This window comes from Archangium violaceum (genome assembly GCF_016887565.1).
GTDB lineage: Bacteria > Myxococcota > Myxococcia > Myxococcales > Myxococcaceae > Archangium > Archangium violaceum_B.
Genome location: NZ_CP069396.1, coordinates 11,608,060 through 11,633,361, shown reverse-complemented (window position 1 = coordinate 11,633,361; position 25,302 = coordinate 11,608,060). Strand labels below are relative to the sequence as shown.

Here is a 25,302-nt window from a genome sequence, read left to right as displayed (position 1 = left end):
GGCACGAGCACAGCTTGGTGCCCGTAAGCTGGTGACGCCGGGGGAGATCCCCAAGCCCCCGAGGCGTTCTCTGCCCTCCGGGACACGAATGACTCCGGCGCAGTGTCGGAGAGCGCACGGATGGAGGGTGAGGATCAGAAGGGAGAAGTCGTCGGGGAGCGCCAGGAGCGCTTAACGTGGGGGCATATGCGACTCGCGCTGCATGCCCTGCGGGAGCGCGTCCGTGGGATGGGAGCGGACGGTATCGGCCTGCTGGCCACATTGCTGGCACTGGTGTCGGTGGTGCTGGGCTTCATCGCACTGTCGGATGAGGTGAGGGAGAATGAGACACAGCACGTGGACGAGCGCGTGCTGTTGTCGCTGCGGCGCCCGGACAATCCGGCGGAGCCCGTGGGCCCGCTGTGGCTGGCCGAGGCGGCGCGGGACGTGACAGCGCTGGGCAGCGTGTCGGTGCTGGCGCTGATGGTGTGCGCGGTGAGCGGCTTCCTGGTGCTGGTGCGGCGCTGGCGCACCCTGGGGCTGGTGGTGGGCTCGACGGTGGGGGGAGCGCTGCTGAACTCGCTGCTCAAGGGGCTCTTCGCGAGGCCGAGGCCCACGGTGGTGCCGCACCTCACCTGGGTGCTGACGGAGAGCTTCCCCAGCGGGCACGCGATGCTGTCGGCCATCGTCTATCTGACGTTGGGGGCGCTGCTGGCGCAGCTCACCGAGCGGCGGAGGCTCAAGGCCTACCTGGTGGCGGTGGCGCTGCTGCTGACGCTGCTCATTGGAGTGACGCGGGTGTACCTCGGGGTGCACTACCCGACGGACGTGCTGGGCGGGTGGATGGCGGGGCTGGGCTGGGCGCTGCTGACGGCGTTGCTGGCGCGGGCGGCCAAGCGGCGCAGCCCCGAGCTCCAGGAGGAGGCGCGGGGCGAGACCACGCCTTCATGAGCCGGGGAAGAGGGGCCCGTGGGGGCGCGTGGGCAGCCGCACGCAGAAGGCCACGCCCTTGGGGTGGTTGTCCTCCACCCAGAGCCACCCGCCGTGGGCCTGCACGGCGCGGCGGCAGAAGGCGAGTGCCAGCCGGTTGCCGCCCTCGGCGCGCCCGGTGGTGGGCGTGTGCTCGGGCACGTGGGCGTCGAAGAGGTGCGCGCGCGCGGCGGGGGTGATGCTGGGGCCCTCGTCCCGCACCCGCAGCTCCAGCAGTCCCGGCTCGGGGTTGGAGGCCTCGAGCGTCACCTTGCTGCTGCCCAGGGCGGTGTACTGGAAGGAATTGTCCAGCAGGTTGAGGAGGGTGCGGCGCAGCAGCTCGCGGTCGGCGGTGAGGCGCGGCTCCACCAGCTTGACGTTCTGGGTGAAGCGGCGCGGGGAGCTCACCAGGCGCTGCTGGAAGTCACGCGATACCTCGGAGAGCAGCAGGTGGGCATCGAACTCCGTGGCGTTGAAGGCGAAGGTGGCCTCGTCGCCGCTGGCGTCCAGGAGGTTGGACACGGTGCGTTGCAGGCCGTCCGCCGCGTCGCGGATGTCGCGAGTGGCGCGCAGCAGCTCCTCCGGCAGGTGCGGCCGGTAGAGGGTGAAGGTGGCGTTGGTGAGGATGGTGGACAGGGGCGCCTTGAAGTCGCGCATCACCTTGAGCAGCAGCGCGTCCTTCTGGTCCTGAAGGCTGGCCAGTGTGTCGCGTTGCGAGCGAAGCTCTTCCTCGCGCCGCTCCAGCTCGCGCACTCGCAGCCGCAAGAGGAGCTGGGCCTCCACCTGACGTCCGAGCACCGCCAGCGCATCCGCCTGGCTCGGGGTGAGCTGGCGCGGCTGGTGGTCGATGACGCAGAGGGTGCCGAGGGGATGTCCGCTCGCGCTCCTGATGGGGATGCCAGCGTAGAAGCGTACGTGAGGCCCCTCGGTGACGAGCGGGTTGTCGTGGAAGCGCTCGTCGTTGTGCGCGTCTTCCACGACGAAGAGCTGCTCGCCGAGGATGGCGTGGGCGCAGAAGGCGAAGTCGCGCGGTGTCTCCGGCGCCTCCAGTCCGATGCGGGACTTGAACCACTGGCGATAGTGGTCGACCAGGGACACCAGGGCGATGGGGGTGTCGCACAGTTGCGAGGCCAGGCGCGTCAGGTCGTCGAAGCCGGCCTCTGGCAGCGTGTCGAGGATCTCGAGGGTATCGAGCGCCGCGAGGCGCGCTTCCTCCTGGGGATGGGGCGGGGCTGCCTTCATCGATCTTTCTCCGGGAGAGAGACTCCTAGCAGGGACATCCGGCCACGCAAGTCTCGATCTGAGACGCCATGTCCGAGGCTCGCCTGGAGGGACGGAGAGTGTCCGGAGGTGGAGGGCACATGGGGCTGGAGCGGAGCGAGGGGAACGTCAGGACTGCGGCTTGGATTCCTTCACCTCTTTCTCCTCTTCTTCCTTCTTCTTTCGCCACTCCTTCAATCTCTCGACGAGGGAGAAGGGGTGGAATGCGAGATGGTCGATGTTGCGATGATACGCCGCCAGGTAGTGCTCGCCCCCGAGTTGGATGACGGCTTGAGAGGGCCGTTCGGGCAGGTTGTAGAACCAGGCTTTCGCCTCCTCCCGCGTATTGAAGGTGGCCACCGCTGGTGGGAGGCCGTCATGCATCATTTCCTCGAGATGGTACTCGACCGAGGGAGTGCGGAGCAGCCTGCGTAGATTGATATCACGAGCGTACCCGACGACGTGGTATTCGTCAGCGATCAGCACTTGCGCCATGTGGGGCGGTTTGGGATGGTTTTTCAGCCAGACCTCCGCCTCTTCGCGCGTTGAGAACGCGGCGATTACCATTTCAGGTCCGTCGGTCCTGAGTTCCTGGCGGTAGTCTTCAAAGTCATACTGCTGACCTGTCGTGTTGATGAACCTGAGTGCCTCAGCTGCGGCGAGAAGCAACTCCTTCTCCTCTGGAGATTGAGTGTTTTCATGAATCGAGCCGAGCAGGTTCAGCGCTTCGTAGAAGAGTTTTCCGAATTCCATATGATGCCAGGGAGAGATGGGGCCCCGAACAGGGCTCGTCAGGATGCAAGAAGAGCCGCTGGAGCGAGGACGACGAGCCCCGCACCGGCGGAAACCGCGACAAAGGCGACCCCTGCGATAACGACGATGCTTCCCACCAGGATCGTTTGATGGTTGCGCTTCAACCAGTCAACCGCGTCGTTCACGGCCGAGAACTCCCGAGGTCGTCGCTCCTGTAGTTCCATGCAATCAATGTAGGGTTGCATACAACGGCGTTCACAATACTCATGCTTCCCGCCTTTGCCCCGTCCAGCCGTCACATGTCCAAATCCTCGGCCAAGAGGGCGGTTCATGCAGTCGCGGACGCACTCGCGGTTCTCCTCATCGCAGTCGCGCTGGTGGCACGACACGGGCCCGATGCGTCCATGGGGTGCACGGGCACTCGATAGCGACCTGTATCGCGAGAGGTCGAAACCCTCGGCGGGATGCCAGTCGTGGGTGACCTGACCGCTGGGCGACTCCTCGATGACGAGCACGTAGCGGGTGAGCTCCTCGACGTCAGGGGCGGCGATGTGGCGCGTGGCGCTACAGGAGACGAGCAGCAGGCAGAGGGTCGAGGTGATGAATCTTGCTGGAGCCATGTGGGTCTTCACTGGAGGGTGCGCGGGGTCCGCGGGGCGGATAGCACGCGGTGTCCACCTGGCGCGAGGTCGTGGTACTCAAAAGCCGTGGACGATCTCGACGCCCGCCGCCGTGAGCAGCACAAGCTGCGTCTCTCCTGGATGCCGTGGCTCTACTTCACGCTCAAGCCGCGCCACCGCGCCTGGGCCGAGGCCTGGCAGAAGGAGGTGCAGGACCAGCTGCGCGAGCTGGAGACGGTGGAGATCGCCGAGGGCTGCTTCATCGCCCCGGAGGCGCGGCTGTTCGCCGAGCCGGGCCGGCCCATCCGCATCGTCGGCCCCGGGGTGAGTATCGCCGCCAACGCCTTCGTCCACGGACCCGTGGTGCTCGAGGCCGGGGTGAGCCTCAACGCGCGCGTCAGCCTGGACGGTGGCGCGGGCGGCATCCACATCGGTGAGGGCAGCCGCGTCGCCACCGGCGCCACCCTTTATGCCTTCGATCACGGGCTCGCCCCGGATCGGCCCGTACGCTCCCAGCCCGTCACCTCGCGCGGCATCGTGCTCGGCAAGGATGTCTGGGTGGGCGCCAACGCGGGCATCACCGATGGCGTGCGCATTGGAGACCATGCCGTGGTGGGCATGGGCGCCGTCGTCACCCGGGACGTGCCCGCCTGGGCCATCGTCGCCGGGGTCCCCGCCCGCGTCATCGGTGATCGCCGGGAGCGCGACCGCTCCGGTGCTCCGGACGCCTCCTGGCCTCCAGTGGACGATTCCCAGGAGTAACCGCCCAACAGTTTCACGGAATTCTTTCAACTCCGGACAACCTCTCCTCCCGCGAGCGGTGGTCGAATTGACGCGCTTTCATTCCGAGGCCTTATGCTCTCGGAAAAAGAAAATGGGCCTGCTCGAAGCCGAGGGGGGAAGCGCGGGGGCCCAAGGGAGACGGATGGGGGAAGCCGTCTCCTCGCGGCCGTCCTCCCCGGGGGAAAGGAGCGCGGTTATGGTGTACCAGCAGCTGTCGCAGGCCATCGTCTTCGAGACCGAGAGCCCGGCGCCGGGTTCGCTCTCACGCATGGACATGCTGGCGCTCGCCGCGGGTCTCCGCTCGGGATTGTCGGCGGATGCGCTGCGCTACCACTTCCTGGCGGAGCAGCTGAGCGAGGTCGTCTTCCACCTCGATGCCCTGGGCACCCTCACCTTCCTGGGCCCCACCTGGACGTCGCTGACGGGGCTGGAGGTGGAGGAGGTGCTCGGCCAGCCGCTGGTGGAGATGGCGCACCCGGAGGACAGGCCGCGGGTGCAGGCCGTGCTGGATGCGCTCGCCGCGCGGGTGCAGCCCTCCTTCCGCATCGAGCTGCGGCTCCTGGCGTCCGGAGGCCCGCTGTGGGTGGAGCTGGCCGCTCACAGCTCGCCGACGGGACAGGGCGAGGTGCTGGGGACGCTGACGGACCGCACCGAGCGCCGGCAGATGCAGGCGCGCCTCCAGCAGTCGGATCAGCTGGCCACCCTGGGGATGCTCGTGCCGGGCTTCGCGCACGACATGAACAACCCGCTGGCCTTCATGCTCGCCAACCTCGACTACCTGCTGTCCAGCATGGGCGACGTGGCCGGGGCCGCCAGGCCGGAGCAGGTGGCCGAGTGGCGCGAGGCGGTCGGCGAGGTGCGCGAGGGCGCCGAGCGGATGCGGCAGCTCATCGGTCACCTGCGCAGCTTCCGGACGGACCCGAGCCAGGGGCCGGTGGACGTGAACCGGCTGCTCGACATGGTGGGGCAGATGGTCTCCAGCACGCTGCGCTCGCGGGGACGGCTGGTGCGGGACTACGGCTTGAGGGCCACGGTGGCCTGCGGCGAGGGGGTGCTGCGCCAGGCCCTCCTCAACCTCGTCCTCCACGCGGTGATGTCGCTGCCGGACCATGGGGACACGAACGCGAACGAGGTGCGCCTGGTCACCCGCGAGGATGGCGAGGGCCACGTGGTGGTGGAGGTGCACCACACCGGCGCTTGCATCCCTCCCGAGCAACTGCCGCGCGTCTTCGAGCCGCTCTTCACGCCGCGGGAGTCGAAGCCGGGCCCCTCGCTCTCTGTGTGCCATGACATCCTGCGAGGGCTGGGCGGGAGCATCTGCGTGTCTTCCTCGCCGTCCGAGGGGACCGTCTTCCGGGTGACGCTGCCCAGGGCCTCCTGAACAGGCTCATCGGCCCTGCATCGACACCCGCGCGGTCGTATACCTCTCGGCAGGGGCCATCCGGCCCTTGTTGGAGGTGTGTGTGCACTCGTTCCTCATCCGCCACGGTGTGCTCGTCCTGGCACTGCTCCTGGCACTTGCTGGCTGCGGCCATCGTGGCTCGCGGGGCGGACAGCCGGACGCCGGGCAGGCGGTGGGGCAGGGGGGGCAAGGGCTCGGTGGCACCTGCGCCGGGCAGCAGTCGTTCCTCATCGGCAGCGGCGTGTATGACATCACCGGTCCCGCCGCCGAGGTGGGGATGCTGGGCTACGTGGAGCTGGAGCAGCAGACGGCCGGCATCCACCAGCGCTTGCGCTCGCGTGCCTTCGTCATCGCCTCGCCGTGCAACGGCAAGCGCGTGGTGTTCGTGAGCGCGGACCTGGGCATGCTGTTCCAGGGGGTGAAGCAGCAGGTGGTGAAGCGGCTGCGCGACACCTACGGCGGGCTCTACTCCGACGACAACGTGCTGCTGAGCGCCACCCATACGCACAGCGGGCCGGGGGGTTATTCGCACTACGCGCTCTACAACCTGAGCACGTTCGGCTTCGTCCCTCGCAACTTCGACGTCATCGTCGAGGGCATCTACCAGTCCATCGTCCGCGCCCACGAGCACCTGGGCCCGGGCCGCATCACCCTGGCGGCGGGGGACCTGCTCGACGCGAGCCTCAACCGCTCGCCCGAGGCCTACCGCCTCAACCCGCCCGAGGAGCGCGCGCGCTACGCGTACGACACGGACAAGCGGATGACGCTGCTGCGCTTCACCAAGGACTCGGGTGTGGAGGTGGGGCTCATCGACTGGTTCGCCGTGCACGCCACCTCGATGGGGATGCAGTACCGCTACATCAGCGGCGACAACAAGGGGTACGCCTCCTATCTCTTCGAGAAGGCGAAGGGCACGCGCTATGACGCCACCGGGGACACCTTCGTGGCCGCCTTCGCGCAGAGCAACGAGGGCGATGTGACGCCCAACATCCACGGCGGCGAGGACGGGGGCGGCGAGGACGACTTCGAGAGCACGGAGCTCTCCGGGCGCAAGCAGTACGCACGCGCCGTGTCCCTCTACGAGAGCGCCATCACGCCCCTCACGGGGGGGGTGGACTACCGGCACGTGTACGTGAAGATGGATGGCGTGACGGTGTCTCCGGCCTTCACGGGAGGCCCCGAGGGGCACACCTGTCCGGCGGCCATCGGCATCTCCATGCTGGCGGGGGCCGAGGACGGGCCGGGCGTGGGACACGAGGGCGCCACCTGTGCCGCCATGCACGACGTGTGGAGCGCCTTCACCTGCACCACCACCACCACGTCCTGCCAGGCGGAGAAACCCATCGTGTTGGAGATGGGCGCGATGAAGCCCTACCCGTGGAGCCCCGAGGTGCTGCCGCTGCAACTCGTCACCGTGGGGAACGTGGCGCTGGTGGCGGTGCCCTTCGAGCTGACCACCATGGCGGGCCGCCGCCTGCGCGAGACGGTGCGGGCGCGGCTGGCCCCGGCGGGGGTGACGGAGGTGGTCATCGCCGGCCTGTCCAACGCCTACTCCGGCTACATCGCCACGCGCGAGGAGTACGCCAAACAGGAGTACGAGGGCGCCTCCACCCACTTCGGCCCGTGGACGCTGGCGGCCCTCCAGCAGGAGTTCGACGGGCTGGCCCGGGCGCTGCGCGAGGGCACGTCCGTTCCTCCGGGGCCGAAGCCGCGCGACCTGCACGAGTTGCAGAACCACCTGCGGCCCGGCGTCCTCTTCGACGACAAGCCGTTGTGGGGACGCTTCGGGGATGTCTTCGTCGACGCGCGGGAGTCCTACGCGCGCGGGGAGACGGTGCGTGTCACCTTCTGGGGCGGGCACCCGAAGAACGACCCGCACGTCCAGGGCACCTTCCTGCGCGTGCAGCGCCGCCGGGGTCTCTTCTGGGACGACGTGGCGTATGACTGGGACTGGGAGACGAAGTACACGTGGCGGCGCGGCTACTGCCTGCCCACCCTGGCGTGCTCGCACGCCATCATCGAGTGGGCCATTCCCCGCGACGCGGAGCCGGGCACCTACCGCATCGTCCACGAGGGCGACTGGAAGTCCGGCTGGGATGGGAGGGTGCGCCCCTACAAGGGCGCCTCGCGCTCCTTCACCGTGAAGTGAGCCGGCGCCGGGGCGTGGCGCTCAGCCGCAGGTGCCGTCCGCCTCGCAGAGCTTGTTGCACTTGCGGCAGGCCTCGCCGCCCTTGCCACACTTGTTCTGCGTGTTGCCTGGTTCGCAAGTATCACCCGAGCAGCAGCCCCCGCAGGAGTCCGGCGTGCACCTGCAGGAGCCGTTCACGCACGCCTGCCCCGCGCCACAGGCCGGGCCGGTGCCACACCTGCACTGCCCGTTCACGCAGCGGTCCACGTTCGTCCCGTTGCAGGCCGGCTGGGTGCCGCAGACGCAGACGCCCCGCGCATCACAGGCATTGGCGCGCGCCTCGTCACAGGCCACGCAGCTGATACCTCCCGCTCCGCACGTCTGGAAGGTGGGGCGGGTGCAGATGCCCTCGATGCAGCAGCCGTCACACTCGACGCAGAAGGTGCCGTTGCCCCCGTCCGGCGCCTTGGCCTCCAGCCGGATGGAGACGTCCACCTCGTACCCATCGCGGATCTGCGCGCTGCCCTCGCCTCGCGCCACCGTGCCGGAGTCGTTCACCCCCTCCACGTAGACCTTCGTCTGCGCGCCATTGGGGGCATTCTCCAGCAGGATGCGCAACGTCTCCCCGCTCTGCAGCAGCCGCTCCGGTTGCTCGGGAAGCAGGTGCGGGCCGAACGACGGCCCTCCCTCCACCTCGCCCCAGACGCGCACCTGGGTGAGCAGCAGCGTGGGGGTGAACTCGGTGGTGACGTAGAGCGCCGTCCCGGAGACCGTGCCGGAATCCCTGCACGCTCCCAGCAGCACCGCGCACACGAGCAACCACGCGCCGCGCCACCCGACGCGACTCCAACCCCCCCGGGTTCGAACACCTGATCCGCGCATCATGGCACACACCAGGGTATCCATCGCCCACAGCGGGAGCCGTGCTCATCCCCCGCCGCCGTCTGGAAGGAGACGTTCTCCTCCCCCGGAGTGATGGGAACCGGACACGCGCGGGGCTTCAGAGGTGTGCGAGGGCTTCCTGCGCCAGGATGGAGTGTGGTGTCGCGGACGGACGTCGCGCGGGCCGGACCCTCATCAGCATGTCCCGCAGCCGGGCGGAGGGGTTGATGAACTGGAGCCCCACACCCGGGTACATGTGCCAGGTGTGTGCCTGGGCCGAGTCCACGTGCCGCACCACCTCCGCGACGCACTCCACCTCCTCGCCGCCGAGCTGGAGCGTGAACTCGAGCCGGGTGAAGAGCGGAGGGAAGGGCTCGGCGCAGCACATGAAGAGGCCGCCGCGGCTGAGCTCGCTGCAATGCACCACCACGGAATCGGCGCCCCCGCCGCGGCGCACCCGGGCCGTCCAGGTGGGCAGGGGCGTGGGATCATTGGGCTCGGGCCGGGGCGGCGCCGCGGGAATGGGCGTGTTGACGAGCCCGCGAGGGCGCTGCACGGCGCGCGGAGGAGGGGGCCGCGAGGCGGGAGCGGAGCGCACGGCGGCGAGCAGGGCCCGCTTGAAGTCGAGCGCGGTGGTGAAGCGCTCCGCCGGGTTGCGGGCCAGGGCGCGCAGCAGTGTCTGGGAGAGCGCCTCCGGCACCGTGGGCACCAGCGTATGCGGGGGGCGCAGGGGGGGCAGCGGTTCCGGTGAGAGCACCAGCTCCGCGAGCTGCCCTCGGGGGTAGGGGAGCTGTCCGGTGAGGAGCAGGTAGCCCGTCACCCCCAGCGCGTAGAGGTCCGAGCGCCCATCCACGGGCTGACCGCTCCACTGCTCCGGGGCCATGTACGCGGGAGTGCCGAACACCTGCCCGGCCATCGTCTGCTCCTGGCCGGTGTCGCGCAGCGCCTTGGCCACGCCGAAGTCGAGCACCTTGAGGGCGGGGCGCTCCCCCGGGCGCTCCACCATGAGGAGGTTGTCCGGCTTCAGGTCCCGGTGCACCACGCCGCTGCGGTGGACGGCCTCCAGCGCGTCACAGGCCTGGGCGAGCAGCCAGGCCAACAGCCCCGGCTCCATGGGGCGCGGCAGCCGCGACAGGGGCTGGCCCTCCAGGTACTCCATGACGAAGTAGTGCAGCCCATCCTCCGACTCATTGATGTCGAAGATGCGGACGATGTTGGGGTGGCCGATGAGGTTCACCGTGCGCGCCTCGGCGTAGAAGCGCGCGCGCAGCCGGGCATCCCGCGCCAGGTGCGGGTGCAGCACCTTCACCGCCACCCGCGCCCCGATGAGCGTCTGCTCCGCCAGGTACACCGTCCCCATGCCACCACTGCCCAGCAGGCGCGTCAGCCGGTAGTGCCCCAGTGTGTGGCCCCGCAGGTCCACCACCGGCGGCCGTCCCGCGAAGACGGGGCGCGGTACCGGACTCGCGAGCTCGGAGCCGGAGCAGGTGACCTGCTGGTCGCACGGGAGACTCGCGGGGTGTTCTGACGAACAGTGCTCGCAGTGCATGGGGACCGGTTCGGAGTGATGGATGAAAGGCAGTGAATGACCTGCAAGGGCCATGCTGCGTTCCGTGATGGACGGGAGGCGGGAATCCGCGTGCTTGCAATGCCCACCACCACACGTCCGCGCGGAGATTCTCCTGCCGGGTGCTCAATTCGTTCAGTCGGACACGAGGGGATTGATCAAAACTTCCACATCTCCCGGGTTTGGTTGGATCTTCTGAGAGGTCATACACGTGGTGGTCATCGTGATGGGAGTGTCCGGGGCGGGGAAGACGACGGTGGGGCAGCGGCTCGCCGCGGCGCTCGGGTGCGGTTTCCGGGACGCGGATGAGTTCCACTCACGCGAGAACATCGCGAAGATGGCCGCGGGCATTCCGCTCACGGACGAGGACCGGGCGCCCTGGCTGGAGGCACTGCGGGACATCGTCCGGAGCGCGCTGGAGTCGGGGGAGGACCTGGTGCTGGCGTGCTCGGCGCTCAAGCGCTCCTACCGGGAGCTGTTGACGGTGGACGCGGGGCGGCAGCGGTGGGTGTACCTGTGGGCGCCGCGCGAGGTGCTCGCCGAGCGGCTGGCGCGGCGGCGGGGCCACTACATGCCGAGGACGCTGCTCGACAGCCAGCTGGCGACGCTGGAGCCGCCCGAGGGCGCGATGGCGGTGGACGTCTCTCCGGAGCCGGACGTGGTGGTGGCCACCATCCTCCAGGGCCTGGGACTTCAGCGGTCTTCCTGACGGAACGCGGGCCAGACGAAGGGCGTCACCGTCCAGCGCTCGCGCAGACGTGCTTCCAGCGTCTCGAGGGTGCGGGCGAGTCCCGGGAAGCCATCGGCGGGCACGAGCAGGGCCCGGCTGCGCGCCAGGTGGTGCAGCAGGGCGGTGCGCGCGGAGAAGCCCGGAGCCCAGTCCCGGTCCTCCTCGAGCACCCGCGGGTGGAGCCACTGGAAGAGGTTCACCGTGCGCGCCAGCGCCACCGTGGCGCGGGCCCGGGCCCAGTGCGAGTCCACCTGGGCCGCCTCGCAGTCGGCCGACAGGGTGATGCGGTAGGTGATGTCCGCGCGAGAGACGAGCTCGTCGGGGAACGGCACGCTGACGAGCCACATGAGCGCGTCGTACATGGCGTGACGCATGCCCGCGTACTCGAAGTCGAGCAGGCGAGGGCCGCTGGGGGTGAAGAGGACGTTGCTCGGCGCCATGTCTCCATGGGTGAAGGAGAGGAAGGGGCCCGGGTCCGCGAGCGCACGCGCCACCGCCTCCAGGTCCTCGCTCAGGCCCGGCGCGGCCTTGACGTCCACCGCGGTGAGCCAGCGCAGCAGCCGCCCCTCGTGGTCGAGCAGGAAGCGCGCGTTCTCCACCCGCACCCGCTCGTGCCGGGGAGGCAGTGCCTGGCGGACGAGCTCGTACTCGGACTGCGAGCCCAGCGTCCGGGCGTGGAGCTGGCCGGTGAGGCGCGCGGTGGCCATCAATCCCGCGTTGGCCGCGCGCGCGTCCTCTCCGCGCAGCAGGGCCTCCAGCGTGGGCCCGCGCCCGAGGTCCTCCATGACGAAGAGGCGCGCGTCCACGTCGCCCGCGAGGAAGCGGGGGCCCGTCTCCATGCCACGGCGGGTGAGGAACTCCGCGCCGGCCCAGTCGTCGAGCCCGCATGTCAGGTCGTCCCGGAAGTGCTTGAGGACGACGGCCGGCACCGGGCCGCCGCGCACCTGGGCGCGCACCACCACGCTGCGGGTCTCCGCCTTGAGGAGCTCGGGCCCGCTGAGCAGCACCGGACGGTTCCAGGCCGCCGACAGCGCGCGCGCTCCGTCCGCCAGCAGTTGGGTCAGGTCGGGTGTGCTCAGGACTGGCGCTCCACCGTCGCGCCCAGCCTCCCGAGCAGCTCGCGGTACCAGGTGAAGGTCTGCTCCGTGCGTCCCGGCAGGGCCTGGGTGCCCCACAGCACGGTGAGGGTGCGGCGCGTGTCGCCCTGGGTCTTGGTGCGCTGCGCGTCCTTCACCGCGTTGGAGCAGGGGCCCTCCGCGTCGAAGAGGCACAGCAGGCCTCCCAGGTCGATGGTCTGCCCCGAGGCGTTGAAGACGTACGAGGCCCCCTCGGGCGCGATGCCCAGGCGCAGCGGGGGCCGGGCCCGGTCCAGGTCCACCACGCTGATGGGCAGCCCGCTGTGCAGGGACACCGCGTTGCACGCGTCCACCGCGGCGTTGATGGAGCCGAGCGTCCCGTCTCCCGCCGCCCGCACCAGGTACTCCGAGGCCGGCTTGCCCCGGCCCGTGGGCTTGTAGCCGCCATGACGCAACAGGTCGCGTACCGCGCCGCGCACGGCGTCATCGGCGCGCAGGGGCGCCGGGGCATCCAGCTTCAGCAGCGCCACCAGCCACTCGGGCGAGGGGCTGGCGGACAGAGGGGACGGGAAGGTGGCCGTGAAGACCACCGGGTCCAACAGGGGATGGGGATCGACGGTGAGCACGGCCGGCGTTCTACTCGAAAAGTCGGGTGGCCATGCGCTGCATCTTCCTCACCTTCTCCGTGTACGGCGGGAACATGGTGCGCAGGAAGGACAGGGGCCCCTGGCGCAGCACCGCCCGCTCGTGGCTGAAGGTGCGGAAGCCGAACTCGCCGTGGTAGTTGCCCACGCCGCTCTCGCCGATGCCGCCGAAGGGCAGGTCCGCGTTGCTGAAGTGCACCACCGTGGTGTTCACGCACGTGCCGCCCGCGGACGTCTCCGCCAGCAGCCGGTCGATGTTCTGCCGGTCGTGGCTGAAGATGTACATGGCCAGGGGCTTGGTGCCCTCTCGAATCTGCCGCACCGCCTCGTCCAGCCGCTGGTAGCGCAGCACCGGCAGCACCGGGCCGAAGATCTCCTCCTCCATGATGGGCGACTCCGGCTTCACGTCCGCCAGCACCGTGGGGGCGATGTAGCGGCTGGTGGGGTCCACCGTGCCTCCCTCCACCACGCGCACCCCGCTGGCCACCGAGCGCTCCAGCAGCTTGTTGACCCGGTTGAACTGCCCGTCATCCACCATGCGGCAGAAGTCCGGCGTGGCCTTCCGCGCCTCCTCCGTCGTGCCGTAGAAGCGCGCGAGCGTCTGGCCCAGCTTCGAGAGGAACTCCGCCTCCTTCGACGCGTGCACCATCACGTAGTCCGGCGCCACGCACGTCTGCCCGCCGTTGAGGAACTTGCCGAAGGCGATGCGCTCGGCCGCGGTGTCGATGTCCGCCGTCTCGTCCACCACGGCGGGCGACTTGCCGCCCAGCTCCAGCGTCACCCCGGCCAGGAACTTCGCCGCCGCCTCCATCACCTTGCGCCCCACTTTCGGGCCGCCGGTGAAGAAGAAGTGGTCGAAGGGCAGCTCCAGCAGCGCCTGGCTCACCTCCGGCCCGCCCAGCGCCACCGTCACCTCGGACGGGTCGAACACGTCGCGGATGAGCTGGTCGATGAGGGCCGCGGTGTGCGGCGTCTTCTCGCTGGGCTTGAGCAGCGCGCAGTTGCCCGCGGCCACCGCCGCCACCAGCGGGGCGATGAGCAGCTGGAAGGGGTAGTTCCACGGCGAGATGATGAGCACCACGCCCTTGGCCTCGTAGCGCACCTCGCTGCGCGTGCCGGTGAGCAGCACGGGCGTGCCCACCTTGCGCGGCTTCATCCACTTCGCCAGGTTCTTGACGATGTGGTCGATCTCCGTGAGCGCCATGAGGATTTCGGTCGTCTCCACCTCGGCGGCCGGCTTGCGGAAGTCCGCGTGGATGGCCCGATAGATGGCCTCGCGCCGCTCGACGATGGCGCGCCGCAGCTTCTCCAGCCGCTCGATGCGCTCGCGGGCGGTCGTCCTCGACATCTCCCAGCGCCGGGCCCGCAGGCGCTCGAAGGCTTCCTGGAAGGGGTTCTTCCGGGCCTGCTCATCCATGCTCACCATGCGCATCGCTTCGTCTCCTCGGATACCGCTGTCCGCCTTCGGTTCCACCGCTCCCGGGCTCTACGTCATCCTGTATCGACCCGGCCCGGGCGGGGCGATGGGAATGTTCACGGCTGGTCAGCGCGCTTCCAGCCCGCGCAGCAGGGTGGTGAGCGAGTCCGTCAGCTCCCGGGTGAAGTCCACCCGCAGGGGCTCCAGGTGCGGGGCGGCCTCGTGGACCGCGCGGGCCACGGGCGCCAGGTCCGCCATCTGCCGCAGGCCCGTCACCAGGGCGTGCACCTGGAGGAAGAAGCGCACGCCCTCTCCCTCCTTCAGGAAGGACAGCCGCTTCTCCACCAGTGCCCCCGCCCGCACCACCGCCTCCAGCAACCGCTCCTTGAAGCCGCGCACCTGCTCCTCGGTGACGTTCTGCTCCAGCACCGTCTGCAGCCGTGCCAGCAGCCGCGTGAGCGACTCCTCTCCCTCCAGCGACTCCGCCAGCACGCGCGCCACCCGCGCCCCCGTCCACCGGCCCTCGCCTCGCGACAGCGTCTCCTCCACCCGCGCGAACCAGGCGAAGAGCCGCTCCTCCAGCAGCGCCAGGAAGAGCGCCTCCTTCGTGGGGAAGTAGAGGAACACCGTCCCCTTGGCCAGCTGGGCCCGCTCCGCCACGTCCGCCATCTTCACCTCGGCGTACGAGCTGCCCTGGTAGAGCGCCATCGCCGCGTCCAGTAACTGCCGCCGCCGCGCCTCCTTGTCCTCTTCCTTCCGCGCACGCTGTGGCATCACGCGCTTCGCGTCGTTGCTGACCATGAGTCATCAATTAAGTGGGGCCGGATCGGCTGTCAAGTGACCCGGGGTCATCATCCCTGGTGCCGAGGGAACCTCGCGCCAGTCCGCTCGGTGTGCGAGCATGTGTGCATGCGGCCCATTGAAGCGGAGCTCCTCGACGGTGGTGCGCTGTACCGGGAGGTGGTGCTGGGCAAGCTGGCGCATGCGCGCGAGTCGGTGTGGATCGCGACGGCGAACGTGAAGGCCATGTACGTGGAGCAGGCGGGGCGCTTCGTCCCGCTGCTGCAGGTGCTGGATGGGCTGGCGGCGCGCGGGGTGTCGCTGCGGCTGCTGCACGCGGAGCTGCCCAGCCGGCCCTTCCGGGCGGAGTTCGACAAGCGCTCGCGGCTGGTGAAGGGAGGGCTGGAGCTGAAGGTGTGCCCGCGCGTGCACTTCAAGGCGGTGCTGGTGGATGGGGCGTGGGCCTACCTGGGCAGCGCCAACCTCACCGGGGCGGGGCTGGGTGCCAAGGGCGAGGACGTGCGCAACTTCGAGCTGGGCTTCGTCACCGAGGACTTCGACGTCATCGACCGGACGACGGCCCTCTTCGAGTCGGTGTGGAGCGGGGCGGAGTGCCGGGGCTGCCGGCTGCGCGCGGTGTGTCCGGACCCCATCCTGCCCGCGGGCGCGGGGGCGGCGAAGGCGAAGAAGGGCGCTTCCAACGGCATCCGCCTGGGCAAGGCGCGGCGCCTGGGGCGCGGGTGAAGCACTCCGCGTCTCCGGGTTGTCCGGGATGTTACAGTCGGCCTCCGAAATGACCGATGACCCCTCCGAGCTGCAGGCCCTGCGTCGGGTGAAGAGGAAGAGCTACTTCGTCTGCGCGGCCGTCTTCCTCGGGGGCGTCTCCCTGCATTGGGTGCAGCTGGGGACCTTCGTGCCGGCGCTCGCGCTGCTCAACGTCGCGTGGAGCGCGAGCTTCGTCTGCATCGGCCTGGCGGTGGGGGCGGGATGGATTCCCGTGCGGTGGTCGGCCGTGTGGGGCGCGTCCGTCAGCCTGGTGGTGGTGACGGTGTACCTGCACCTCACCGGGGGGCCCTCGAGCATCTACTTCCCGATGCTGTGCACGCTGCCCCTGTTCACCGCCATGTTCAGCCCGAACAGCCGGGGGCCCACGTGGCTGGCGAGCGTGGCGACGCTGGGGGCGGTGGCCGTGCTGGACGTGCTGTCCGGCATGTCGCCGCGGGTGATGCTGGTGCAGCTGTGGGGCTTCTCCCTGCTCGGAGTGATGGCCGCCTACGGGGCGCGGACGTACCGGCGCATGCGGGAGGCGGAGAAGGCGGCGCAGCAGGAGATGGTGGTGGCGCAGCGGGAGATGCTGTTGGCGCAGCGGGAGATGCTGGCGGCCCTGGAGCAGCTCGCGGAGAGCGAGCGGCTGCGCAGACGCGCCGAGGTGGAGCGCGCCGAGGTGGAGCGCCTGGTGGTGGTGGGGCAGCTGGCCTCCGGGGTGGCCCACGAGGTGAACAACCCGCTGGCCTTCGTGAAGTCCAACCTGTGCTTCATCCAGCAGGAGGTGCTGCGCGAGGACGGGCCGCTGGACCGCGCGGAGCTGCGCGACGTGCTCGCCGAGACGCAGGAGGGCGTGATGCGCATCCAGCAGATCGTGAAGGACCTGCGGCGCTTCTCGCGCGAGGGGGATGGGGGCGAGGCGGAGGGCCGGCCGGAGGCGGCCATGCACGAGGCCCAGCGGCTGGCCTCGGTGCGCCTGCGCGGCCTGGGTGAGGTGTCGCTGGAGATTCCACCGGGACTGCCGGCGGTGCGGCTGGGGCAGCGGCAGCTGGTGCAGGTGCTGGTGAACCTGCTGCTGAACGCGGCGGACGCGGTGGAGACGGCGGTGCCCGCGCGCCGGGCCCACATCCTGATGAAGGCATGGCGGGTGGAGGGTGGGGTGCGGTTGGAGGTGGAGGACAATGGCCCGGGCATTGCCCCGGAGCTGCTGCAGCGAATCTTCGAGCCCTTCTTCACCACCAGGCCACCGGGGGATGGGACGGGGCTGGGGCTGGCCCTGTGCCGCGAGTACGTGTCGCGGGTGGGGGGCTCCCTGGTGGCGGAGAACCGCGCCGAGGGTGGCGCCCGCCTGGTCCTGGTGCTGCCCGCAGTGCCGGCGCTCACCTCGGCGGCGGCCTGAGGGCACGGGCGGCTGGTGGAGTGTCCACGAAGTTCGTGGACAGAGTCGTGTTGCGCATGCTCCCTCTCCCTCTGGGAGAGGGCGGGGGTGAGGGTCGTCACCCTCGTGTTCCTCACCGGGCTTGCATCGCGGCACGCAACTGCCCCCTCGCTGTCCTCTGTGAGCTCCCATGGGGGCATGCGCTCCAGGGGGAAGACCCTCACCCTAGCCCTCTCCCAGAGGGAGAGGGGACATCCACGGGCCCTCGGACTCTGTCCAAGGACTTCGTGGACACTCCACTAGAGCGTGTTGCGGTGCCGGGCCCGCCAGGAACTGGGGGACTCCCCCGTCATCTTGCGGAACAGGCTGCTGAAGTGCTGGAGCGACGCGCACCCCACCTCCACGGCCACCGCGGTGAGCTTGGCGTCGCTCCCCAGCAGGAGCGACTGCGCGGTGCGCACCTGCACGGTGTTGAGCTCGGTCTGGAAGGAAGTGCCGGCCTCGCGCAGGCGCCGCTGGAGGGTGCGCTCGGACATGCCCAGCTCGCGGGCGATCTCCGCGAGGTTGGCGCCCACCAGCCGGTTGCGCAGCACCCGGTGCAGCTCGCCGAGCACCGGGGACTGTCCCATGACCTGCATCACCAGGTCGTTCAGCTCGTTCATCAGCGACTGGGCCTCGTCCAGGGGACGGCCCAGCCAGGCGAGTGCCTCGAGGGGCTCGGCGAAGGCGCGGGTGGGGTAGCCGGAGCTGACGAGGCTGTAGAAGCCGCCCACCACCGCGCCCGTCATGCCCTCGGGGCGCAGCAGGGCCTGACGCTTCACCGTCTGGGAGAAGCCGTTGATGCGCGGCACCATGTACTTCACCAGCACGGACAGGCCGTTGGCGTCCGGGGCCTCCACCCGGCGCGTGTCCACCAGCGACACATGGGGGAGCGCCGGGGCCAGCTCCACGTCCAGCACCTGGGTGAGCCGTTGGATCTGCGTCTCCCCCGGCCTTCCCCACAGGGTGAACCCGCACAGCTCGGGCGATGCATACCAATGGAGGAAGTTCTCCCCCGCGAGGTAGTGACCGATGGGTTCTCGGAGGTAGTCGTCGAGTCCTGCTGCGGGGCGCACGGTGCGGCAGCATAGCGCCTGACGAGCCGCGCCACCCATGTGGGATGGAGGGAGGTCCACCAGGCGACCGATCCAGGTGCTCGGACGGGTGACCTCCCTTGGACCGGGCTCAGTCCTCGCGGCGCAGCGTGGCGGCCACCAGGGACAGGGCCCGGAGCTGGGTGGGATTGAGCTTGCGGACGTGCCGCATCAACCGCCGCATCTGGGGCCCCTCCTGCACCGGCGGTGGGATGGGCACCTCGGCCCAGGCGGGCGTCTGGGGGGAGTCGAGCGCCAGCAGCGCATCCGCGGGCAGGTGCAGGGCGAGACACAGCCGCCGCAGGGTGGGGACGCTGGGCATCAGCAGCCCGCGTTCCAACCGGCCGTAGACCTCGGTGGCCACGCCGATGCGCTCGGCCACGTCCGCCTGGGTCAGCCCCGCGCGCTGCCGGGCCTCTCGGGCCGAATCTCCCAGGGCCTTGGCCAGCTTCTGCTTGGCTTCTCTCCTTCCCCGGGGCGCGCCGGCCTGGGGGACTGCCTCCTTGCCCCGCGTGGCGCGCCGGGAGGTGGAGGACGACTGCTCGGGGGGGACTGGAAAAGTAGTCTTCGACGCCATGTTTCCTCTTGGCTCCGTCCTGACTCACGTCCTGACTCATGAGGTTATATGACTTATTGAGTCATGTGTCAGCGGATAACTTTTGAAGTCGGTTGCGAGGAGGAACCTCGCGCGTCCCGTGTCCGGACCCGCAATGTCATCCATTCCAAGGAGGCGGGCGCCCGCTCCGCCTCTCGCCGCGAGGCCGCGAGCGCCCGGAGGCCCGAGAAATCGGCCCCGGCGCGATTGTCAATCCCCCAGGTGGGCCGAGACGGAAAAGTCCCAACCATTTCAGGGGTTTACCTCTCACGACGGTCTGACATATGGTGGCGCCCTCCCGGAGGTTCCCGGGTACCGGAGTCCCCTGCGTTCCCAGGCGCGGGGCTCCCGGTGTGCCGCGGGTTTTGGAGAGGGCTGATCAGGCCGTGAGCGACGAGCGTCCGGACGCGCTGCTCAAGAGCGCACTCGAAAAGATCGTCTACTTCGAGGCCCGTGCCGAGCAGCTGCACCACGAGCTGACGTCCACGCGCGAGGAGCTGGAGCACCTGCGGCGCGAGCTGACCCACTCGGAACAGCGCGAGCTGGCCCTGCGACGCGAGGTGGCGGAGCTGGAGGTGCGGGTGGGCCGCATGAGCGCCGAGCGCGAGGAGCTCACGCGCCTGAACCAGGCCCTGCGCACCGAGCGCAGCCAGCTGCTCGGCAAGCTGCTGGAGGCCAGCCGCATCCGCACCTCGGACCGGCGCGAGCGCGACGAGGACGAGGAGGACGACCTGGGCATCGACCTGGCCTCGTTCATCTCGCAGCTGCGCAGCGAGGCGCTCGGCCGCCCGGTGGTGGCCGCGCCCCAGTTCCCCTGGCCCTCGCAGGCCGAGGCGGAGCAGGCCCCCGCGCTCGCGGTGGTGGGGGCGTCCGCGGCCGGGGCGAATGTCTCGCCGGTGGTGCAGCACGCTCAGCGCCTCATGCTGGAGGGACGGCTGGCGGTGAGCCCCGGGCAGATGGCGGAGCTCGGCGGTGGCAGTGACGAGACCCTCTTCGGTTTCTCCGTGCGCGAGCTGTCGGCGCCGGATGCGACCTCGCGCGTGCGAGCCGCCGAGCGCCTCAAGGCCCTGGGCCAGCCGGCCGCGGCGCCCGCGCTCGCCACCGCGCTGCACGCGGAGACGGACCCCACCGTCCAGGTGGCCCTGCTGGCCGCCTTCTCCGAGGTGGGCAAGGAGCAGGGGGCCTCGGTGGTGTCGCCCCTGCTGGCCTCCTCCGTCCCCGAGGTGCGCATCGCCGCCCTCAAGGCGCTGCTCTCCCTGTCTCCGCTGGAGGCCGCGCCGCACCTCGCCCAGGCCGTGAAGGATCCGGATCGCTCCGTGCGCCGGCGTGCCTCGCTGCTGGCGCTCGGGCTGGAGGGGGAGGGCGCCCGGCGTCTCGGCGAGGAGGCCATCCACGACCCGGACGCCGAGGTGCGCAGCCTCGCCGCCCTGGCACTCGGGGCCGGCAGCGGGGAGTCCGCCCGGTCGATGTTGCTGGAGGCGCTCAAGGACTCCGAGGTGCGCGTGCGCCGCGCCGCCGCGCAGAGCCTCTCGCGCATCCTCGGCCAGGATGTCTCCGCCGTGGTGGACATGGACGAGGGCCGGCGCCGCCGGGAGATCCGCCGGCTCGCCGGGCTCCCCGTGCAGCCGGTGCGCGCCTCGCTCGTCCCGAAGGCTCCGCCGCCCGTGCGCGCCCCCGAGCCCGCTCCGGCCCCCGCCCCGGCTCCCGTGGCGGCCGCCCGCGCGCCGGTCCCCGTGGCCCCGCCCGCTCCGGCCCCGGCCGCGCGCCCCGAGCCCGCTCCGTCTCCGAGCCACCGCGCGCCGGTGCCCACCGCCGCACCGGTGCGGAGCGCGGCCCAGGCCGTCCGCACGGCCGCCACTCCCGCGGCGCCCAGGCAGGCGGTGGCCCAGCCCGCGTCGCGTGCCGCCATCCGCCCGGCGGCCTCTCCCGTGGAGGCCCTGTGCGGTCCCTTGATGTCGGAGATTCGCGCGGCCATCCGGGGCCGCTCGCTCGGGGAGCTGGCGTCGGGTATCTCCGCGTCCGCGGAGGTGGCCGAGGAAGCGCTCGCCTTGCTGGTGGCCAGGGGAGCGATCGTACGGCGAGGTCACAAATACTTCGCCGCTTGAGGCAAGGTATGCGCCCTTAAGGGTTCGACGAAGGGTTCTCCATGGATGCGCCGACTTACAGCACCAAGCAGGTCGCCGAGATGCTCGGCCTGCCGCAGAAATCCATCGCCTCGGTGCTGAAGCAGGACAGCTACACCGGCACGGAGGTGTGGGCGCTGCGGGCGCAGCTCGGCGCGTACCCGCCGCCGCTCGGCCGGCGCAAGCAGCTCTTCCTCAACTTCAAGGGCGGTACGGGCAAGACGTCCCTGTCCACCTCCTATGCCTGGCGCCTGGCGGAGCTGGGCCACACCGTCCTCATCGTCGACCTCGACAGCCAGGGCCACGCCACCAAGTGCCTGGGCTTCGAGGGCGAGGACTTCGACAAGACGCTCCTCAACGTGCTGGTGCGCAAGTCACCCATGTCGGAGGTCATCCAGAAGTCCTCCCTGCCCAACCTGCACTTCGTCCCCTCCAATCTCACCATGTCCACGGTGGACCTGGCGCTGATGCCCATGGCGGGACGCGAGTTCAAGCTGCGCAACGCCCTCAAGGAAGTGGAGGCCCAGTACGACGTCATCGTCTTCGACGCGCCGCCGTCCTTCGGGCTGCTCAACCTCAACGCGCTGATGGCGGCCAACGACCTGTTCGTTCCGGTGCTGGCCGACTTCCTCTCCTTCCACGGCCTCAAGCTGCTCTTCGAGACGGTGCAGAGCCTGGAGGAGGACCTCAACCACGTGCTGGACCACGTGTTCATCGTGGTGAACTCCTTCAACGCCACCTTCAAGCTGGCCAAGGAGGCGCTGGAGGCGCTGCAGACGCACTACCCGGAGTACCTGCTGCCGACGATCATCCGGCAGTGCACGAAGTTCGCGCAGGCCTCGAGCGAGGGCCGGCCCGTCTTCGTGGCGGACCCGTCCTCCAAGGGGGCCACCGACATCGAGGCCCTCATCCAGAACGTACTTCCGCGCTTGCGAGCGAACGCGGCTCCCGGTAGCGATACCGGTGCGCAGCAGGCCGGTTGACGTCCACCTTTCCGCTCTCGAGCCCGTCCATGAAGAAGGCCTTCGAACAGAACGTGTCCCGCGCCAAGCCGCGCCTCCGCCTGGGGGCGTTCACTGGTGTTGTCGACCCCGCCGCGCCCGACGAGGCGCAGGAGCCCGAGGCGCAGGTGCAGGCGCCCGAGCAGGACCAGGCTCCGGAGCAGGCCATGGAGCCGGAGCAGGCGCGCGCTCCCGAGCCGCCGCCCCCGGCTCCCGCCAACGACCTGTCCACCGAGGTGCGTGCCCGCATCGAGCGCGCTCGCGCGCCGCGCCCCACCGCCTCCGAGGCCCTGGACGCCGCGCTGCGCGCGCCCTCGGTCCAGGCGCCCCATCAGGCGGTGGAGGTGGCCGCTCCGGTGGCCCATGCGGAGCCACCCGAGCACGAGGTGGAGGTGCAGACGCCAGCCCCGCCCCGCGAGGAGCTGGACTCCCACGCCCGCCGCGAGCGGCTGAAGGAGCGCCTCAAGGCGGTGCGGGAGAACCCGCGTCCGGAGCCCCTGCCGGCCAGCGTGGCCGAGGCGGGCCTGCGCGCGGTGGAGCGCATCTCCGCGCTGCAGGCGGAGCTCACCAAGGTGAAGGCGCTCAACCTCTCGCTCACGCAGGAGCTGGAGGTGTCGCGCCGCCAGGCGGAGAAGGCCACCGAGGAGGCCCGCCTGCGCATGGACGAGGCGCGCCGGCTGGCCACCGACATGGAAGGCCGGGTGAAGCTGCTGGCCGACCTCGAGCGCGAGCTGGCGGCGCTGGAGGGCGAGCGTGACGAGGCCCTGCTGTCGTTGCAGGAGGCGCGTCAGGCCATGCAGGCCGCGGCCCAGGAGCGCATGACGCTGGAGGCCGCCGTCGCCGAGGCCAAGAAGGCCCTGGCCGACAGCCTCTCCGAGGAGGAGCGGCTCGCCGGCGAGCTGGAGGTGGCCAAGGACGATGCCTCGGCGCTGCGCCGCGCGGTGGACGCGCTCCAGGGCGAGCGGGACGTGCTGGCCCAGCAGGTGGCCTCGCTCACCGCCGAGCGCGCCGAGCTGCTCGAGGCCCGTAAGGCGCTCGAGGCCGTGCACCGCGCCCTCAGCCACGCAGTGGTGCGCTGACCTCTCGCGACTCCCTCCCGCCGTGCCCTTGAAAGCCCGCCTGGGTCCATGAGACCTGGCGGGCTTCGTCGTGTCTGGTGGTTCGTGCAGCGTCCGGGCAGCCGAGCCAACGCCATCCTCACCGCCTTCCGGGCGGAGACGGTGGGCCGCGTTGCCGTCCCTGGATGTGCGTCTGAGCTTTACCGGCGAACCCGGGGGGCCTGGAGTCCTTCCGGCCGGCCGTGCTCCCCGAGCGACACATAAAGGAGTCTTACGTGGCCCTGGACCTCTTCAAGGAGAAGGGTGTCTCGCTGGATCGTCAGGTCTTCACCTGGAAGGATCTCACGCGGCGCACCTACAGCAAGCTGGACGACGACGCCTTCACGCGGGTGCGCGTCATCCTGATGAACGGCATCGAATCGGAAGCGCTGCGCTTCAGCCACGCCTGCGCGCGAATGAACCGGCAGCTGCGCGAGCCACTTGCCATCATCCGCCGTGTGGAGCAGCACCAGCAGACGCTGGTCAACTGGATGAATCCGCCGGACCAGTCTCCCCTGGAGACCACCATCGGCTTCGAGCAGGTGGCCATCGAGGTGACGGCGAGCGTGGCCCAGCACGAGCCGGATCCCTACCTCGCCCAGGCGTACCGCTTCGGCATGCTGGAGGACTTCGACCACCTGTACCGCTACTCGGCGTTGTACGACCGGTTGGAGGGGAAGGATCCGAACTACCTCGTCCAGAGCTACTCGGACATCATCCCCGGGCGGCCCACCTCCATCGAGCACCGCCACCCGCTGGACGACGTGCGGCGGCCCTATGACAGGCGCACGGCCGATCCGCTCTCGAAGATCCACGCCATCACCATCACCGGGGCCGAGCACCAGACGCACGACTTCTACATGACGATCGGGCCCATGTTCACCGACCCGGTGGCGCGCCAGCTCTACGCGGAGATCGCCTCCATCGAGGAGCAGCACGTCACGCAGTACGAGTCGCTGAGCGATCCGGACGAGTCGTGGCTGGAGAAGTGGCTGCTGCACGAGGCCGTCGAGGTCTACAACTACTACAGCTGCCTGCACTACGAGTCGAACCCGCGCATCAAGGAAGTGTGGCAGCGGTTCGTGGACTACGAGCTGGGGCACCTGCACTACGTGATGGAGCTCTTCCAGCGGTTGGAGGGGAGGGATCCGGCGGAGGTGCTGCCCAGGGAGCTGCCGGAGCCCATCCGGTACGACAGCCACCGCGAGTTCGTGCGCCAGGTGCTGCGCGCCGAGGTGGGTCTGAGCGCCAAGGGCACCGAGTTCGTGCCGCGCTCCGAGGAGTCCGAGCGGACGCTGCGCTACCGCCAGCAGCTCAATTCGGAGGGCTCGCCGACGGAGATCGCCGCCGCGGGCTACCACTGGCGTCCGGGCACCGAGCTGTCCGATGAGGCCGAGCGTGTGCCCACGTTGGCCGACGGGAGGATCCAGTAATGGAGCGCAAAGCGAGCGAGATGGGGATGAACCGGACGGGTATCAAGACCTCTCCGGTGCACAGCAAGAAGGCCATCGAGGGCGCCGAGAAGGCGCAGCCGAGCAGCCCGGGAGATGCCAGTGGCATCTGGAAGGTGCGCGAGGAGTTCGCGCGGGAGCAGGCGGGATTGGGCTCCGTGCCGCCTCCGGCGAGCCTGAAGGGGATGGCCAAGACGGCGGTGGACATGCTGAAGGGTGGCCGGTCCACGGTCTTCATGGACAAGCTGGGCCAGCGTGCCGGCTTCGAGCGCACGGGGGTGCGGATCTACGAGGCGGCCCTGTCCAAGCTGGACGTGTTCGGCACGTGGGAGGGAGGGCCCTCGCGGGAGCAGCTGGAGAAGATCCGCCTGGATGAGCTGTCGCACTTCGCGCTGGTGAAGCGGTCCATCGAGAAGCTGGGAGGAGACCCCACGGCGCTCACGCCCGCGGCGGACCTGCAGGCGAACCTGTCGGAAGGAGTGCCCAAGGTGCTGGTGGATCCGCGCGTCAATCTGCTGCAGTCGCTGGAGGGGCTGCTGACGGCGGAGCTGGTGGACAACGCGAGCTGGGAGCTGCTCATCCAGCTGGCGCGAGAGCTGGGGCACAACGACCTGGCGGACGACTTCCAGCGGGCGCTGGACGTGGAGCAGGAGCACCTGGCGCTGGTGCGCAACTGGCTGGCGGCGGGGACGCGGCTGGAGGCGAGAGTCGGTGAGGAAGCCGCGGGAGCCCCGGTCTAGCCGTCGTCGCCCCCTCTCCCTCTGGGAGA

At 70.1% G+C, this 25,302-nt stretch carries 23 protein-coding genes; 12 read left to right on the top strand and 11 right to left on the bottom strand.

What is annotated here, in order from left to right:
- Positions 1 to 228 precede the first annotated feature (228 nt).
- Positions 229 to 930 (top strand): phosphatase PAP2 family protein, encoded by a 702-nt coding sequence (locus JRI60_RS46365; protein ID WP_204229388.1) that lies wholly within the window; start codon positions 229 to 231, stop codon positions 928 to 930.
- On the opposite strand, the gene JRI60_RS46360 is transcribed toward JRI60_RS46365, so the two are convergent.
- The 3 genes from JRI60_RS46360 to JRI60_RS54010 form a co-directional block, all read right to left on the bottom strand.
- On the bottom strand, positions 925 to 2,190 hold the full coding sequence (locus tag JRI60_RS46360) for a GAF domain-containing sensor histidine kinase (protein WP_204222492.1): 1,266 nt from the start codon (positions 2,188 to 2,190) through the stop codon (positions 925 to 927). The genes JRI60_RS46365 and JRI60_RS46360 overlap by 6 nt on opposite strands.
- 147 nt (positions 2,191 to 2,337) lie before the next feature.
- The gene (locus tag JRI60_RS46355) at positions 2,338 to 2,961 is read right to left on the bottom strand and encodes a head protein (protein ID WP_204222491.1); all 624 of its coding nucleotides are present in this window, start codon (positions 2,959 to 2,961) and stop codon (positions 2,338 to 2,340) included.
- A 38-nt stretch (positions 2,962 to 2,999) separates the two neighbouring features.
- On the bottom strand, positions 3,000 to 3,581 hold the full coding sequence (locus JRI60_RS54010; RefSeq protein ID WP_239470121.1) for a hypothetical protein: 582 nt from the start codon (positions 3,579 to 3,581) through the stop codon (positions 3,000 to 3,002).
- Positions 3,582 to 3,722: 141 nt separating this feature from the next.
- Between JRI60_RS54010 and JRI60_RS46345 the strand changes: the two genes are divergently transcribed.
- From JRI60_RS46345 to JRI60_RS46335, 3 genes are all read left to right on the top strand, one after another.
- The gene (locus tag JRI60_RS46345) at positions 3,723 to 4,343 is read left to right on the top strand and encodes an acyltransferase (protein ID WP_204229386.1); all 621 of its coding nucleotides are present in this window, start codon (positions 3,723 to 3,725) and stop codon (positions 4,341 to 4,343) included.
- Positions 4,344 to 4,560: 217 nt separating this feature from the next.
- Complete coding sequence (locus JRI60_RS46340) at positions 4,561 to 5,745, top strand: two-component system sensor histidine kinase NtrB (protein ID WP_204222490.1); 1,185 nt, start codon at positions 4,561 to 4,563, stop codon at positions 5,743 to 5,745.
- An 82-nt stretch (positions 5,746 to 5,827) separates the two neighbouring features.
- Positions 5,828 to 7,915, top strand: a complete 2,088-nt coding sequence (locus tag JRI60_RS46335; protein WP_204222489.1) for a neutral/alkaline ceramidase — start codon at positions 5,828 to 5,830, stop codon at positions 7,913 to 7,915.
- Between the two features lie 21 nt (positions 7,916 to 7,936).
- Here the strand turns inward: JRI60_RS46335 and JRI60_RS46330 are convergent, their stop codons facing one another.
- Positions 7,937 to 8,707, bottom strand: a complete 771-nt coding sequence (locus JRI60_RS46330; protein ID WP_239470912.1) for a hypothetical protein — start codon at positions 8,705 to 8,707, stop codon at positions 7,937 to 7,939.
- A gap of 187 nt (positions 8,708 to 8,894) precedes the next feature.
- Positions 8,895 to 10,325, bottom strand: coding sequence for a serine/threonine-protein kinase (locus JRI60_RS46325; protein WP_204222487.1), 1,431 nt, complete (start codon positions 10,323 to 10,325; stop codon positions 8,895 to 8,897).
- Between the two features lie 229 nt (positions 10,326 to 10,554).
- Between JRI60_RS46325 and JRI60_RS46320 the strand changes: the two genes are divergently transcribed.
- A complete protein-coding gene (locus JRI60_RS46320; protein WP_204222486.1) occupies positions 10,555 to 11,052 on the top strand; it encodes a gluconokinase in 498 nt (165 codons plus the stop codon).
- On the opposite strand, the gene JRI60_RS46315 is transcribed toward JRI60_RS46320, so the two are convergent.
- The 4 genes from JRI60_RS46315 to JRI60_RS46300 form a co-directional block, all read right to left on the bottom strand.
- A complete protein-coding gene (locus JRI60_RS46315; protein ID WP_204222485.1) occupies positions 11,037 to 12,080 on the bottom strand; it encodes a phosphotransferase family protein in 1,044 nt (347 codons plus the stop codon). The two genes, JRI60_RS46320 and JRI60_RS46315, sit on opposite strands and share 16 nt — an antisense overlap.
- Positions 12,081 to 12,148: 68 nt before the next feature.
- Complete coding sequence (locus JRI60_RS46310; protein ID WP_204222484.1) at positions 12,149 to 12,775, bottom strand: phenylalanine--tRNA ligase beta subunit-related protein; 627 nt, start codon at positions 12,773 to 12,775, stop codon at positions 12,149 to 12,151.
- A gap of 10 nt (positions 12,776 to 12,785) precedes the next feature.
- Positions 12,786 to 14,225, bottom strand: coding sequence for an aldehyde dehydrogenase family protein (locus JRI60_RS46305; protein WP_204222483.1), 1,440 nt, complete (start codon positions 14,223 to 14,225; stop codon positions 12,786 to 12,788).
- A 111-nt stretch (positions 14,226 to 14,336) separates the two neighbouring features.
- Positions 14,337 to 15,011: a TetR/AcrR family transcriptional regulator gene (locus JRI60_RS46300; protein WP_204222482.1), complete on the bottom strand. Its 675-nt coding sequence runs from the start codon at positions 15,009 to 15,011 to the stop codon at positions 14,337 to 14,339.
- Between the two features lie 108 nt (positions 15,012 to 15,119).
- Here JRI60_RS46300 and JRI60_RS46295 point away from each other — a divergent pair, with 108 nt between their 5' ends.
- Positions 15,120 to 15,734 (top strand): phospholipase D-like domain-containing protein, encoded by a 615-nt coding sequence (locus tag JRI60_RS46295; protein ID WP_204222481.1) that lies wholly within the window; start codon positions 15,120 to 15,122, stop codon positions 15,732 to 15,734.
- A 49-nt stretch (positions 15,735 to 15,783) separates the two neighbouring features.
- Positions 15,784 to 17,154, top strand: coding sequence for a sensor histidine kinase (locus JRI60_RS46290; protein WP_204222480.1), 1,371 nt, complete (start codon positions 15,784 to 15,786; stop codon positions 17,152 to 17,154).
- A gap of 278 nt (positions 17,155 to 17,432) precedes the next feature.
- Here JRI60_RS46290 and JRI60_RS46285 read toward each other — a convergent pair whose 3' ends face one another.
- Positions 17,433 to 18,110 carry a helix-turn-helix domain-containing protein gene (locus tag JRI60_RS46285; protein ID WP_239470911.1) on the bottom strand — a complete coding sequence of 226 codons (678 nt, stop codon included), beginning with the start codon at positions 18,108 to 18,110 and terminating at the stop codon, positions 17,433 to 17,435.
- Between the two features lie 247 nt (positions 18,111 to 18,357).
- Entirely contained in the window at positions 18,358 to 18,843 is a 486-nt protein-coding gene (locus tag JRI60_RS46280) for a helix-turn-helix domain-containing protein (RefSeq protein WP_204222478.1), read from the bottom strand.
- Positions 18,844 to 19,247: 404 nt separating this feature from the next.
- Here JRI60_RS46280 and JRI60_RS46275 point away from each other — a divergent pair, with 404 nt between their 5' ends.
- The 5 genes from JRI60_RS46275 to JRI60_RS46255 all read left to right on the top strand — a co-directional run bounded on the left by JRI60_RS46275 (position 19,248) and on the right by JRI60_RS46255 (position 25,273).
- A complete protein-coding gene (locus JRI60_RS46275) occupies positions 19,248 to 20,966 on the top strand; it encodes a HEAT repeat domain-containing protein (RefSeq protein WP_204222477.1) in 1,719 nt (572 codons plus the stop codon).
- A 41-nt stretch (positions 20,967 to 21,007) separates the two neighbouring features.
- Complete coding sequence (locus JRI60_RS46270; RefSeq protein ID WP_204222476.1) at positions 21,008 to 21,967, top strand: ParA family protein; 960 nt, start codon at positions 21,008 to 21,010, stop codon at positions 21,965 to 21,967.
- Between the two features lie 29 nt (positions 21,968 to 21,996).
- Complete coding sequence (locus tag JRI60_RS46265; RefSeq protein WP_204222475.1) at positions 21,997 to 23,064, top strand: extensin-like protein; 1,068 nt, start codon at positions 21,997 to 21,999, stop codon at positions 23,062 to 23,064.
- A 254-nt stretch (positions 23,065 to 23,318) separates the two neighbouring features.
- Entirely contained in the window at positions 23,319 to 24,515 is a 1,197-nt protein-coding gene (locus tag JRI60_RS46260; RefSeq protein ID WP_204222474.1) for a hypothetical protein, read from the top strand.
- Positions 24,515 to 25,273: a ferritin-like domain-containing protein gene (locus JRI60_RS46255; protein ID WP_204222473.1), complete on the top strand. Its 759-nt coding sequence runs from the start codon at positions 24,515 to 24,517 to the stop codon at positions 25,271 to 25,273. Before JRI60_RS46260 ends, JRI60_RS46255 begins: the two co-directional genes overlap by 1 nt.
- The last annotated feature ends 29 nt before the right edge of the window (positions 25,274 to 25,302 follow it).